The sequence below is a fragment of the Flavobacterium anhuiense genome, assembly GCF_001705175.1.
Taxonomy (GTDB): Bacteria; Bacteroidota; Bacteroidia; order Flavobacteriales; family Flavobacteriaceae; genus Flavobacterium; species Flavobacterium anhuiense.
The window spans coordinates 4,326,010-4,339,401 of record NZ_CP016907.1; the positions used below are offsets into that span (position 1 = coordinate 4,326,010).

At 32.5% G+C, this 13,392-nt stretch carries 12 protein-coding genes; 1 reads left to right on the forward strand and 11 read right to left on the reverse strand.

Going from position 1 to position 13,392, the window contains the following annotated elements; genetic code table 11:
- Positions 1-300: 300 nt before the first annotated feature.
- The 8 genes from BB050_RS18170 to BB050_RS18205 form a co-directional block, all read right to left on the reverse strand.
- Positions 301-813 carry a hypothetical protein gene (locus BB050_RS18170; protein ID WP_008468934.1) on the reverse strand — a complete coding sequence of 171 codons (513 nt, stop codon included), beginning with the start codon at positions 811-813 and terminating at the stop codon, positions 301-303.
- A 189-nt stretch (positions 814-1,002) separates the two neighbouring features.
- Entirely contained in the window at positions 1,003-2,667 is a 1,665-nt protein-coding gene (locus BB050_RS18175; protein ID WP_317040777.1) for a hypothetical protein, read from the reverse strand.
- A gap of 246 nt (positions 2,668-2,913) precedes the next feature.
- On the reverse strand, positions 2,914-4,014 hold the full coding sequence (locus tag BB050_RS18180) for an AI-2E family transporter (RefSeq protein WP_035692153.1): 1,101 nt from the start codon (positions 4,012-4,014) through the stop codon (positions 2,914-2,916).
- A gap of 102 nt (positions 4,015-4,116) precedes the next feature.
- Positions 4,117-4,647: a mechanosensitive ion channel domain-containing protein gene (locus BB050_RS18185; RefSeq protein ID WP_008468941.1), complete on the reverse strand. Its 531-nt coding sequence runs from the start codon at positions 4,645-4,647 to the stop codon at positions 4,117-4,119.
- Positions 4,648-4,657: 10 nt separating this feature from the next.
- Positions 4,658-5,242 carry a Maf-like protein gene (locus BB050_RS18190; protein WP_066034589.1) on the reverse strand — a complete coding sequence of 195 codons (585 nt, stop codon included), beginning with the start codon at positions 5,240-5,242 and terminating at the stop codon, positions 4,658-4,660.
- On the reverse strand, positions 5,235-6,161 hold the full coding sequence (locus BB050_RS18195; RefSeq protein ID WP_083219872.1) for a geranylgeranylglycerol-phosphate geranylgeranyltransferase: 927 nt from the start codon (positions 6,159-6,161) through the stop codon (positions 5,235-5,237). Before BB050_RS18195 ends, BB050_RS18190 begins: the two co-directional genes overlap by 8 nt.
- 77 nt (positions 6,162-6,238) lie before the next feature.
- Positions 6,239-6,766, reverse strand: a complete 528-nt coding sequence (locus BB050_RS18200) for a KdsC family phosphatase (protein WP_008468944.1) — start codon at positions 6,764-6,766, stop codon at positions 6,239-6,241.
- A complete protein-coding gene (locus BB050_RS18205) occupies positions 6,750-7,511 on the reverse strand; it encodes a Rossmann-like and DUF2520 domain-containing protein (RefSeq protein WP_066034591.1) in 762 nt (253 codons plus the stop codon). The genes BB050_RS18200 and BB050_RS18205 overlap by 17 nt, the downstream gene beginning before the upstream one ends.
- A gap of 287 nt (positions 7,512-7,798) precedes the next feature.
- Here BB050_RS18205 and BB050_RS18210 point away from each other — a divergent pair, with 287 nt between their 5' ends.
- Entirely contained in the window at positions 7,799-11,020 is a 3,222-nt protein-coding gene (locus tag BB050_RS18210; protein ID WP_066034592.1) for a cytochrome c biogenesis protein CcsA, read from the forward strand.
- Between the two features lie 67 nt (positions 11,021-11,087).
- On the opposite strand, the gene BB050_RS18215 is transcribed toward BB050_RS18210, so the two are convergent.
- The 3 genes from BB050_RS18215 to BB050_RS18225 all read right to left on the reverse strand — a co-directional run bounded on the left by BB050_RS18215 (position 11,088) and on the right by BB050_RS18225 (position 13,243).
- Positions 11,088-11,822, reverse strand: coding sequence for a DUF3667 domain-containing protein (locus tag BB050_RS18215; protein ID WP_066034593.1), 735 nt, complete (start codon positions 11,820-11,822; stop codon positions 11,088-11,090).
- 102 nt (positions 11,823-11,924) lie between these two features.
- On the reverse strand, positions 11,925-12,713 hold the full coding sequence (locus BB050_RS18220) for an anti-sigma factor (protein ID WP_066034594.1): 789 nt from the start codon (positions 12,711-12,713) through the stop codon (positions 11,925-11,927).
- Positions 12,713-13,243 carry an RNA polymerase sigma factor gene (locus BB050_RS18225; protein ID WP_008468949.1) on the reverse strand — a complete coding sequence of 177 codons (531 nt, stop codon included), beginning with the start codon at positions 13,241-13,243 and terminating at the stop codon, positions 12,713-12,715. The genes BB050_RS18220 and BB050_RS18225 overlap by 1 nt, the downstream gene beginning before the upstream one ends.
- Positions 13,244-13,392: the final 149 nt, after the last annotated feature.

Here is a 13,392-nt window from a genome sequence, read left to right on the forward strand (position 1 = left end):
TTATTTCAAAAATAGTAATTATTTTATGTAAGATTATTTAAATGAATTGTTAACGCTCAATAATTATACCTTTCTTTAATTTGATAAAATAAAAAAAGCTGTTAGAAACTAATCTAACAGCTTTGATATAAGTGTTTTGAAATTTATTTCAATTTGTTGTTACTATTCTTATAAGGCCTATTAATGTTCGTATTGATTTCTTTGGCATCTTTTTTTTATAGCATCCAGACTAAAATGCTATAAAAAAAGAGAGTATCAAAAAATGATACTCTCTTGTATTAATTACTAATAATTTAGCAGTTATCTTCTTCCGTGTCCGTGGCCATGGTCGTGATCATCATCGTGATCGTGACGGTCATGTTTTCCATGGTGTTTATCGTAGTGTTTGTCATAACGTTTGTAATCTCTTCTGTCATCATAGCCATATACAGGTCTTGGTTTGTATGGTCTTTGTGGTGCTCCATGGTAACCTCTATAGTATTTTACTTTATGACGGTCAAAGTATACATAAGGAGTTCTGCCGTGATAATCTGTTAAAACAACTTTATAACCTCCATACAAGTCGTAGTTTCTATATTGTCTTGGCAAGTAGGTTGTTCTTACCCATCTTCCTCCTCCGAAATAGATAAATTGAGCAGCACGAACATCGTAGTAAGCTTCAATATCTGGAAGATAATAATATTCCATTTCTGAATATCCTACAGGTCCCCAAGCTGGTGGAGTACCTATATTTACATTTACTGATACTTGGGCTTGTGTGGCGTTTGCAACCATAAGAAATAATCCGGCGATTGCTAATTTTATCGTTTTCATCTTTTTTGTTTTTTTTAAATGTTAATCTTGAATAGGGATATTCATATACTGTGCCAAAAAAAATAAACAGATGTATTTTATCGGATAAAAATGTATTTCGTCGAATGAGCTATAATTAAAAATAGCTTTAATATATTGATTTATAAGAGTTTTGTCGTATTTGAAAAATTCAAAAAAAAATTTAAAAAATTATCTATAATCGACGACTCTAGGCTTTGCAAGTTCAAAACTTTGAAGTCCAAAATCGGTTGTTTCAAAAGTATTTGTTTTGAAAACATTGTCTCCTTGTTGCGGAATACTTGGATAATAAGAGAGTGAAAGCTGGAATGAACTGAAAACTAAGTAGTCATTACTAATTAATAACCCCACAGTAAGTTTAGAATAAGGTTTGCTTTTAGTCATTGCCATTTCTGGACTTCCCAATACAGCAATTGAATAATTAAAAAATGGGTTTAAACGAAATCCTAATAAAGCATGAGGAGAATAGGTCTGAGTTTGAAGCGATAAAACGGCTTTGCTCGTTCCATACAAATAACTGTTAAATCCGGCAAGTCCATTTTGTTCATTTATATTTAGTTGATCTCCAATAATATCATCTCGATTTATACCAATTACCACTTTTGGATTTACGAATTGTCTAATTTTCCAATTTCCAATGCTATATAATTTTGTAAAATAATTGGACTCAAACAAAAATGAGGTCTGATAGGTTTTGGACTGATGAAAAAAGGTTCCTGCTTCAAAATTCATACTCAAAAAACCTAAGCGGTAATAATTTCCAAAAGAAAATTGAGCGCCAACATAAGGTCGCCAGAAAGTATTCTTATACTGATAGCCAAAAGTTACACCATATATTCGTCCAATCGGAACGTCTTCTGTTTGTCCATTTCTGAAAATATAACTGTCTTTGATAAATTTTCTTGTGTTCAGCCCAATTCCGCTGAGGATTAGTTTTTCGGAAGAATAAAAATGATTTGGATCATAAAGATCTGAAGGCGATTCGCTGTAGTTGACATTTAAAAAACGAGCAGTGGTCACAAGATTTGTTATCGCTTTATTATTGTCCTCAAACATTTTAAAAGCATGCCCAACCCAAACATCTTGCGAAGTATATTTTTTTGGCTGATAAGCAAATGTAGAATCTGGAGCTTGAAGCGTATCTTTTCTAAAACTTTCGTCCATATAAAAACCGCCAGCCCATTTCGTCAGAGGGGAGTAAAAGTCTCGCTCGATATCGATGCTTTTAATATAGTTATTGTCTAAATCCATATTGTAATGGAGAACCGTTCCGATATAAGTGTTTTTAATATTTGGAACCGTGTACGTCACTTCATTACCATTTTGACCATCATCAAAACGGTTGGTGAAACGGTATTCTAACTGTTGTCCTGTTCCAAAAAAATCTTTTTCTTTAAATCCAATCGAAACTTGATTGCTGGAAATAGAAAACCTTGGAATTGTGCTCCAAGAATCTAAAACTCGAATTGTAACATCAACAGAATCTGATGCTTTTCCAACGCTTTGGTTAGAAATTCTAACTGCTGTTACGTAACGTTGAGCACGAATTAAACGCTCAGTCTCTAGAATTTTATAGGTATTGTAAGGTGTATTCCTCTTAAAAAGCAATAAATTTTGGATGGCAATTTTTTTGGTTTTTAAATGAAGTCGGTTACCCATTCTTTCTCCCCAGTTTTTAGGCACTTGATTGGTATCGGCAACTGAGTACCCGAAAGGATCTAAAGTAATAATATTGATTTTTCGAATAATTTTGCCCTCATAGTTCGTAGAATCAATAGGAACAAGCAGTTCTTCTTTTTTCTTTGATTTCTTAGATCTAAAAAACAATTTATGCATCGTTTGCGTAAACTTATTTTTCTTAGAGTAATTTCTAATCTTTGTATAGATTTCCGTGGTGTCTTTGTCCTTTTTTGACTCTTTTTTATTCTTATCTACCTGAGCATATCCACTTTGTAAACAAAAGCAAAGCAAAATAAAAAACAGTATTTTGTTATTTAAAAACATTCGGTAGTTCTCTTCTAATAAGTTTAAGCTTTATGAATATAAGGAATAAATAAATGCTATGCTAGCATAACGCTTTTTTTAATTTTCTGTTGTAACTTTTCTTTTTCTCCAGACAAATTTTCTGGGAACATGATTTCCCATTAGATATCCCCAAGCGGAGAGTGATTCAATTCGGTCAAAAATAATTTTAAGAATAGCTAGAAGCGGAATGGCTAAAAACATTCCTGCAATTCCGGCAGCGGCGCCTCCAACAATAATTCCCATTATTGAGACAAAAGCGTTTATTTCTACTTTCGAATTGATAATTAAAGGAACAAGAAGATTATTATCAATAAACTGAACAATAATATTTACAATCAAAATTCCAAGAATTACAGATGTTTCTCCAGATCCTGTCAATGATGCCAAAACTGTAATAATTCCTGCAATTGTGATTCCGATGTACGGAATCAAATTTAAAATTCCTGTAATTAATCCGAGAAGGACGAAATATTTAATGCCAATAATCCACAAACCTAAACTGGTTAGAACAGAAACAACTATCATCTCGATAATTAGACTTACAATGTAATTGTTGATTGAAACTTTTATTTGAGATAAAATATCTTGCAAAACAGCGTGATTTTCCTGTTTGATTAATTTGGCAAAAAACAGTTTGAAATGTTCTTTGTAAATCAAAAATAGAAAGGTGTACACAACCATAATTGTGCTGTCTAAAAGGACATCGCTAATAGAAACAATAAAAGAACCTAGTTTTGCTTGACCATTTTTAACAGAATCTTTCGTAACCGAATCCAAATATTTTTTCTGGTCTCCTATGCTTACCTGGAAATTTTCTCTTATAAATTTATGAATTTCAAGAATAAAAGAATTTGCATTTTTTTTTATGGTATGAAAATCATTTGCCATATAAGTTACTTGGTAAGAGATAAAAACCAAAATTCCGACAATGACAGAAATAAAAATAATTAAACAAACTATCGCCGCCAAATGTCTTGGAAACTTAAATTTTGTGTTTAAGAAAGTAAAAATCGGAAGCAATAAAACGGCAAATAGAAACGCCATTAAAATAGGAGTGAGAATATCTTTTCCGATGCAAAAAATAAATGCAAAACAAATTAAAGTAACAAGAATAAAGGAAAGTTTTGCATAAAAGGGTAATGTAATGGGCCGAGTCATTTTTATTTTTATTTAGCTGATTGTATAAAACAAATATTACACTTTATTTGTCTTTTTCTGTTCCAGCTTTTTGAATGCCCGTTATAAAATTCCCATTATCTTTTAGTCAAAAAACTCACGCTCCTCGTACTTTGCAGGTATAATCGAAATCCCTTTTTGAAGTAATAAATTATTAGGAAAAACAATTTTTTCACCTTCTTTTGTTTTTAAGCTTACATGAAAGGTATTAATGTCTTCAATTTCAGCTTCAATAGGAAAATCTTTATCATGTATTTTAATAGTGTCTCCGATTCTAAAAGGAAAAGAAAAGAATAAAACCATTCCAGAAGTAATATTGCTCAAAATAGACCACTGAGCAAACATAGCCACGCCAATAACGGTTGCAATAGAAGAAATCGTAATAAAAATATCTTCTGTTTGAACTCCCCAAATTACAATTAAAGTGGTTACAACCAATATATTCATTAAAATATTAATATACTTAATAACTAAATTGGTGCGGTGTTCAAATAATTGGCTTGTAGCGGCAAAACGTCTTATTAGTTTAGCGATTACCATTCGCAATACAATCAAAACCCCAATAAGAATAATTGTTGCTATTATTTCTCGGCTATACTCTTTAAAAGAAAACATAATTACATTTTTACACTAATTTAGTCAAAAATTCATAAACTTTGGCTGTTGGAAGTCCCATTACATTGGTATAAGAGCCTTCTACTTTTGCAACTGCCATAAAACCAAACCATTCCTGTATGCCATATGCACCAGCTTTATCGTAAGGTTTATAGTTTTCGATATAATACAAAATAGCTTCATCTGATAAGTCATTGAAAGTTACTTTAGTAATATCATGTAAAAGAGTAGAGGAGTCTACGGTTTTAAAGCAAACTGAAGTAATCACTTCATGCGTTGTGTTTGACATCGATTTGATCATAGCAAAAGCTTCTTCGGCATTTTTTGGTTTTCCTAAAGCTTTGTTCTGATGCCATACAATCGTATCGCTTGTAACTAGAATTTCATTTGCTGCCAATTCGCCTTCAAATGCATTAGCTTTTAATTTAGCCAGATAATCTGTGATTTCGACTGCTTTTAATTCTGGCGGATAGATTTCCTCAACGTCTTTTAAACGAATTTCAAAATCTAGATCTAAATCCTTAAAAAACTGCTGTCTGCGAGGTGAACCAGAAGCAAGAATAATTTTGTATTTTTTTAATTTTTCTTTAAGCATTGTATTTGATATTAAAAGCAATAACTAGAATTGACAAGATTCCGAAGAACAAAATGAGTTTTAAAATACTGCTTAAATGATGAAAATCCTTTTGAGATTTTGCACTAAATATTTTCACAATAAAATAAAGCAAAGGTGCTAAAACTGTCGCAAATGCATAAAATACAGCAATGTAAAGCTTATTTTGCATGAAATAGGTATTGCAGTAAAGCCCTGATAGAATGAACGCAATAATAGCAAAACCTAAAGCTATTTTTGCCGCTCGGCTTACACCAATTGCAACTGGGAGCGTATTCATTCCCATATTGTAATCGCCATTTACATCTTCAATATCTTTTACAATTTCACGAATAAAATTAATCATGAAAGCAAATAAAGCATAATCAATTAATATTGAAAATAAACTCGCCATTTGTGCCTGATTTTCTGCTGTAGTCGCTGGAAAAAGATCAAAAACACCAATAATTAAAACGCTTACCGCTAAAAGCAATGCCACAACAAAGTTTCCTAAAATCATGATTTGCTTAAGTGTAGTTGCATAAAAATACAGAAGTGATGCGATCAGAATAAAAAGCGAAGCGAAAGTCGGTCTCATAATAATATTCGACAAAATAAAACCAATTGCAACACCAGAAATATTCAAGCCTATATAAATATTATAGGCAGCTGTCTCTGTAATTCCTTTTCCAACCACAACATTATTTGGTTTGTTGATGCTATCAGTTCCTACATCATAAATGTTATTGATAACATAACCCGCTGCAGCCAATAATACTGTGCTTAAAATAAGTAATCCGTATTGCCAGTCAGATAATGCGAGCGGAACTTCCTGCTGTTTTAAAAAGGCATAACGAAAAAGCAGCTGCATAAAAGCAAGCATTAATAGGTTTTTATAACGAATGAGTTTGAGGAATTTCATTTTTTTTAAGGTTCTGAGATACTAAGGGGCTAAGTTTTTTTTACTGTAACTGCAAACTGTGACTGAGACTGAAAACTTTAATCGTGTTTTCCATTAAAGTACTCCATCCATTTTCCTTGCACTTTCATTACTTGTTCGATAACATCTCTGGCAGCACCGCGTCCGCCTTTTACGTGAGAAATATATCGGCAGATTTTTTTTATTTCTGGACTTGCATCTTGAGGACATGTCGGTAATCCAACCAATTTCATGACATGAAAATCAGGAATATCGTCTCCCATATACAATACATTTTCAGGTTTTATATTATGAGTTTCAGTATAGGCTGTAAAAGTTTTTACTTTATCTGGAGTTCCTAAATGAATGTCTGTAACGCCTAAATTGCGAAGACGAATTCGTACGCCTTCATTGCTTCCTCCAGAAATAATGCAAACATGATAACCGCTTTCGATTGCCGCTTTCATTGCAAATCCATCGCGAATATTCATTGTTCTTAGCATTTCACCTTCATTGGTTACAAAAACAGAACTGTCTGTAAGTACGCCGTCTACATCAAAAACAAACGTTGTGATGTCATTCATTAATTCTTTATAACTTTTTGCCATTATGCTGTATAGATTGTGTTAGGATTTTATAGATGTTTTTTTTGTTTTCGTCTTGTAAAAAAGCCAGATGCGCTTCGATTGTGTTAGAATCATGGCGTATTGCTGGTCCTGTTTGGGCATCAATTGGATCAAGAGTGTTGATTTTATCAGCAGTTTCTTGAATTAATGGTCTTAAAACAGCAAAAGGAACTTGATTTTCTTCACAGATTTCCTGTCCCATCTGGTACAAATGATTCGTAAAATTGCTCACAAATACAGCTGCTACGTGAAGCGCTTTTCGCTGTTCTGAACTGATTGAATAAACTGCTGTTGAAACGCTTTTGGCAACGGTTTCTAATAGTTTAAAATCGGCTGTGTTTTCTGCCTCTAAACAAAAAGGAATGATTGAATAATCAATTTGTTTGTTCTTAGAAAAGGTCTGTAGCGGATAAAAAACACCGCGTCGGTTTTTAGGATTTAATAGTTCAATTGAAGATGTTCCAGAGGTATGCACCACAAGTTGATTGTTAAATGGAAGCTGTTCTGATACTTCTGCAATAACGTTGTCTGAAACTGAAATAATGTGTAAATCAGCAGGTTCTAACGCTTGAAAATCGGTTACAATCTTTTCAGAATCAATTAAATGAAGTAAGGCTTCCTTCTTTCTGGAAAAAACTTGTTTAATTTCAACAATTTTGCTGGCAGAAAAAGCCTTTATCAAATGCTGCGCAACGTTGCCGGAACCTATTATTGTTATCTGAATCATGAAAGCAAAATTAGTATTATTTTTTTAATGCAGGGGTGTATTGAATATTGATATTGCTTTTTTGAAATTTTTATTGCCCTCTGTTTTTTGCTGTAATTCCAATACTTTTTGACTAAAAATAAATTATCAAAAAATGCATATCGATTTTGTAAGTTTAAACTTTCTATATTACCAATTCGTTTAAAAAATAGCTTTTATTTTTGGTTTTTATTAACAAAAGGCAAAGCCTGCTAATCAACATTTTTAAGTACTTTTGTCGCACTTTTATACAATGTAATCCCTAAAAAATGGATAAAAAAATATTCTCTTTTTTGTTTTCTACACGATTAATGGCCGTTCTTTTTTTAACATTTGCAATTGCAATGGGTGTTGGAACTTTTATCGAAAGTAAATACAATACCGATACGGCTAGAATACTAATTTACAATACTTGGTGGTTTGAAGCGATTATGGCCATCTTTATGATCAATTTCTTCGGAAACATCAAAAAATACCAATTGCATAAAAAAGAAAAATGGGCAACGCTATTATTGCACCTTGCTTTTGTTTTTATCATTTTAGGGGCTTTTATTACTCGTTATATAAGTTATGAAGGAATGATGCCAATTCGCGAAGGCGCGGCAGAAAACCAAGTTTATTCAGACAAGACCTTTTTAACCATTTTTGCAGATGGTGAATATAAAGGCGAAATGAAAAGAAGAGTTTTTGAAAAAAGCCTTTTACTTTCTCCTGTAACCAATAATGATTTTAGCATTTCAGGTAAATTCGATGAAACTCCTTTTGAAGTTACCTATTCTAACTATATTATGGGAGCCAAAGAAGTGGTAAAGCCAGACGCCAACGGAACTTTATACCTTAAATTGGTTGAAGCTGGAGCGGGCGGAAGAGAAGAACATTACCTTAAAGAAGGAGAAGTTCAGAATATTCACAATGTTCTATTTGCTTTAAATAAGCAGACAGACGGTGCAATTAATATTAATACCACTGGAAAAGAATATACTATTCAAACTCCTTTTGAGGGTGAATTTATGCGAATGGCAGATCAGTTTAAAGGAAAAGTTACAAAAGATAATGTACAGCCTTTAATGATGCGTTCTCTATATAGTATTGGAGACATCAGAATTGTATTTCCAGAGCCTCCATTGAAAGGAAAAGTAGATTATGAATCTAACAATGACTTTAAAGCAAAATCTCATAGAGATGCTTTAGTTGTAAAAGTAAAAGCAGAAGGACAAGAAAAAGAAGTAATGCTTTTCGGTAATAAAGGACAAGTTGGAGAAGCTAAAACGGTTAAAATTGGTAATATTGAATATTCTTTATTTTTTGGAAGTAAAGCTTATGTTTTGCCATTTAAGATTCGTTTAAATGATTTTATCGCAGAGAAATACCCTGGAACAGAAAAAAGTTATTCTTCGTACAAAAGTAAAGTGACTGTTCAGGATTCTACAGAAACTTTTGATGCCGATATTTTTATGAACCACGTTTTAGATCATAAAGGATATCGTTTCTTTCAGTCTTCATTTGATCCAGATGAAAAAGGAACTGTATTATCGGTAAATCATGATTTCTGGGGAACTAACATTACTTATTTAGGTTATTTTCTATTATACATTGGTTTGATGGCTATTATGTTTACTAAACATTCTCGTTTTGGCGATTTGAAACGCAAACTTGATGCTATTCAGAAGAAAAAAGAAAAACTAATTACCATTTTGGTTTTATTGATTGGTTTGAATGGTTTTGCACAGCAAACGCCTCATGTTCATTCACACGATCACACCCATAACCACGCACATTCAGCAGATCCAAATGATCATGCCAATCATGTTACGGCTCCGCCAAGTCAAAAACAATTAGATTCGTTATTGACTATATATAAAGCGCCAGAAGCTCACGCGGCAAAATTCGGTCGTTTGATTATTCAGGATGCTGGAGGTAGAATGAAGCCAATTAATACGTTTTCATCTGAATTGCTTAGAAAGGTAAGTCATAAAGATACCTACAACGGAATGAATTCTGATCAAGTATTCTTGTCTATGACGCAATATGCGCAGGTTTGGATCCAGATTCCATTAATTTATATCAAATCAGGAAACGATAGTATTCGTAAAATTATCGGAATTGATTCAAAAGATCAGTATGCGCCATTTGTAAAATTCTTTGATGAGCAAGGAAATTATAAATTATCTCCATATTTAGACGAAGCTTATAAAGCGGCAAATCCGAACAATTTTGAGAAAGATTTTGTTGAGACAGACAAAAAAGTCAACTTAATGGAGTCTGCTTTGAGTGGGCGTATTTTAAAAATATTTCCTGTCCCAAATGATCCAGGAAACAAATGGGTTTCTTATTTAGAACGTGACAATGCAGGTTTTAAAGGAATGGATTCAACTTATGTGCAACAAATTTTGCCATTATATTTTAGTGCTTTAAATAATGGTTCTATTCAGAAAAACTTTGATACAGCCGATAATTTAGTAGAAAGCATTAATGGTTTCCAAAAGAAATTTGGCTCTAAAGTTAGGCCAAGCGAAGATAAAATCGATGCTGAAATCGCTTACAACAAGTATGATGTTTTCAAAGTATTGCCTTATTGGTACATTACAGCGTCTATTCTTATGCTAATGTTTACTATCCTTAGTATTTTCTTTGAGAAAAAATGGCTTAGAATTACTGTAAATGGCTTCCATGCTATTGTCGGATTATTATTTGTAATTCATACGTTAGGATTAATTGCACGCTGGTATATTTCGGGTCACGCACCGTGGAGTAATGCTTACGAATCGATTGTTTATGTGGCTTGGTCAACAATGTTCTTCGGATTGGCTTTTGACAGAAAATCAAAACTTACTGTGGCTTCGTCTGCGTTTGTTACAGCAATGATTTTGATGGCCGCATACATGAACTGGATTGATCCAGAAATTGCAAACCTTCAGCCAGTTCTTAACTCATATTGGTTAATGATTCACGTTGCAGTTATCGTTGCAAGTTACGGTCCGACTGCTTTAGGAATGATCCTAGGTTTTGTGGCTCTTTTATTAATTTTCTTTACGAATGATAAAAATAAAGCCAAAATGGATTTACACATTAAGGAAGTAAGTTACATTAACGAAATGGCTTTGACAATTGGTCTTATCATGCTGACTATTGGAAACTTCTTAGGCGGACAATGGGCCAATGAAAGCTGGGGACGCTACTGGGGATGGGATCCAAAAGAAACTTGGGCTTTAATCTCGATTATGGTTTATGCGTTTGTAATTCACGCTCGTTTTGTTCCAGCTTTAAGAGGAAAATGGTTCTTTAATTTAATGAGTATGTATGCTTTTGTTTCTATCTTGTTTACGTATTATGGAGTAAACTTCCACTTAGTAGGTTTACACTCTTACGCAAGCGGTGAAGCACATTCGTTAAACTGGATTTATTACTGCTTAATTACGATTTCTATAATTGGTGCTGTTACTTATCCAAAGTATAGAAAATACTATAAAACCAAAAAAGTAAAAAAATAATAATTTGTAATAATTATTAATTCAGATAAAAAAGGTTCAACGCGATGTTGAACCTTTTTTTTATTACTTATACAGGTAATTTTCCTAAAACAGCCATCACGATTGCTGCAATGATGAAGAAACAGATTAAAAAGACAATGTGGCTTAAAATGGTTAAAAAGAAAGCCTTTATTCTTGATATTTTATTAAAAAACTGAATGTTTGTCCAGAAAATCAATATAAGACCAATGATATAAACCGCCGATGAAAATTTTTGAATATGAGGTGTGCCATTAAAATAAAATAGTACTGGGAAAGTTAAAATCTGAACAAAAAGGCGTTGAGAAGCCTTAAATGTATTTAATACAAAAAACTCAAAGTAATTGTAACCTTGTTTTCTAAAGACAACATAAGTTCCGATTGTGTAAATCGGAATTGTCGCAATGGTAATCCAAGAATAGTGGGTTGCGACCCATTCGTTAAACTTATTGAAATTTACAGATCCCTCATCTGTATTAGAAAACATATTAATATGGAAAAAATGATATAAAACGCCATACAGCGCAGCTAAAACCACAACCAAAGATAATGGTTTGAAATGCCGAACTCTTTTGCCTTCAATAAACTCACGAATAGAATGTCCAGGTCTTGTAAATAATTGTTTTAAAGAATATAAAATTCCTTTATCAAAATGCAATAAACCATGCTGAATATCGTGCCACAAAAAATGAGCATTTATTTTATGCGTTTCTGCAGGTTGTCCGCAATTGTTGCAATAATGACCTTTGAAAATCTGATGACAATTTTTACACATTATCTCCATATAATTCTCTGATTAATTGTTTTGGAATTTGTTAAATTAAAAATAACAAAAAACGCATATTAAATCTAATATGCGTTTTAGCTTTTTATGAAAGATTAAATTTTAAACTTTCCCTAAAGTATAAAGCTGTTCCATTGTTGGAGTCAAACTTCCACCGGCTGGTTCCAAAGTAATTCCGAAAGCTTCTGCTGAGTCGGTTTGGCTGACAGCAAAGATTTTCTGAGAATTTCCTTCAAAATTATCCAGCAAACCAATACTTGTTGGTGTAAGAACAGGACTTAATTTTAAAGACCAAACCTGATAAACCATTCCCTTTGGCGGAGTAGGTAATCCTGCCGCATCGATATACGTGGTTTTGGTTTCCTTATTCCAATATACTTTTGCATAAGATTTTGGCGATACTGCCTGACCGCCGAGTGTTACTCCAGTGTTTTTAATATCTCTTACAATGCTTAAGTTTTTCTCGGTCTGTTTATTCTGCTGATTTAAAAAAGCATATTCACGCTCAATTTTATTCTTTTCATTTCCAACAGTAGAGATAGCTTCTTTTGTTTTAGTCAATTCTAAAGTCTGATATCCTAAACCTAGCAATAATAATACAGCTGCAGCCCAGCCCACATATTGAGACCAGTTTGAAGCAGGTTTCATTTCGACTACTTTTCCGTGTTTAAGTTCAAGACGAGCTTTAATTTTTTCAAAATTTTCCACAGAATGAAATGGAGAAAAACTCGAAGAAAGTGCTATTACAGCTTTTTCTATAGAAATAATTTCCTGATCTACTTCAGGATTCTTTTTAGCCAGTTCAGCAATTTCAAGATTCTCTTTTTCACTTAACAAGCCATAAACATACAGCTCTAAAATTCCTGATTCTATATATTCTTGTGCTTCCATTATATCTTCAAATAATTACGTAAATCGTTAATACAGTTTCTGTTTTGCGTTTTTATAGTTCCCAGTGGCATTGCCAATTCTTCTGAAGCTTCTTGCTGGGTATATCCTTTAAAAAACAATAAATTGATTATTTCGATACATTTTGGTTTTAGTTTTTTTACAAATTCTTGAATTCCAATTGCATCTAGTTTATGACTCAATTTATTGCTCTCATCTAAAAGATTTACGAAATTATCTGATGAAAGGTTTTTTTGGCTGTTATTAAAATCTTTAGAACGAAGTTTATCGATCGAGGTATTTCGAGCGATATTAAGAATCCAGGTATAAAATCGTCCTTTACTTTCATTATAAGAATCTATGTTTTTCCAAATTTTGACAAAAACATCCTGAAGTACATCTTCTGCCTCTTCGCGATTCTTGATCAGCACATGAATGACTGAAAACAAGCTTTTTGAATACATATCATACAAATGTGTAAAAGCTTTTTCGTCTTTTTGGTAAATTAAAACTAACAGTTCTTCTTGACTCATAGATTTGGAATTTAAAGTTTAAACATTAAAAGTTAAAGTTTATTCGCTAACTGTTATAAAGGTAAATTATTTTTTTTTGATTTTTTTGATTTTTTTTTGTAGTCCAAAACCTAGGAAAATAAAGGGTTTAGAAAAAAAATGAATTTTTT

Coding starts and splice junctions, on each gene's coding strand:
- BB050_RS18170 (WP_008468934.1), bottom strand. CDS start 813: ATGAAAACGATAAAATTAGCAATCGCCGGATTATTTCTTATGGTTGCA.
- BB050_RS18175 (WP_317040777.1), bottom strand. CDS start 2,667: ATGCATAAATTGTTTTTTAGATCTAAGAAATCAAAGAAAAAAGAAGAA.
- BB050_RS18180 (WP_035692153.1), bottom strand. CDS start 4,014: ATGACTCGGCCCATTACATTACCCTTTTATGCAAAACTTTCCTTTATT.
- BB050_RS18185 (WP_008468941.1), bottom strand. CDS start 4,647: ATGTTTTCTTTTAAAGAGTATAGCCGAGAAATAATAGCAACAATTATT.
- BB050_RS18190 (WP_066034589.1), bottom strand. CDS start 5,242: ATGCTTAAAGAAAAATTAAAAAAATACAAAATTATTCTTGCTTCTGGT.
- BB050_RS18195 (WP_083219872.1), bottom strand. CDS start 6,161: ATGAAATTCCTCAAACTCATTCGTTATAAAAACCTATTAATGCTTGCT.
- BB050_RS18200 (WP_008468944.1), bottom strand. CDS start 6,766: ATGGCAAAAAGTTATAAAGAATTAATGAATGACATCACAACGTTTGTT.
- BB050_RS18205 (WP_066034591.1), bottom strand. CDS start 7,511: ATGATTCAGATAACAATAATAGGTTCCGGCAACGTTGCGCAGCATTTG.
- BB050_RS18210 (WP_066034592.1), top strand. CDS start 7,799: ATGGATAAAAAAATATTCTCTTTTTTGTTTTCTACACGATTAATGGCC.
- BB050_RS18215 (WP_066034593.1), bottom strand. CDS start 11,822: ATGGAGATAATGTGTAAAAATTGTCATCAGATTTTCAAAGGTCATTAT.
- BB050_RS18220 (WP_066034594.1), bottom strand. CDS start 12,713: ATGGAAGCACAAGAATATATAGAATCAGGAATTTTAGAGCTGTATGTT.
- BB050_RS18225 (WP_008468949.1), bottom strand. CDS start 13,243: ATGAGTCAAGAAGAACTGTTAGTTTTAATTTACCAAAAAGACGAAAAA.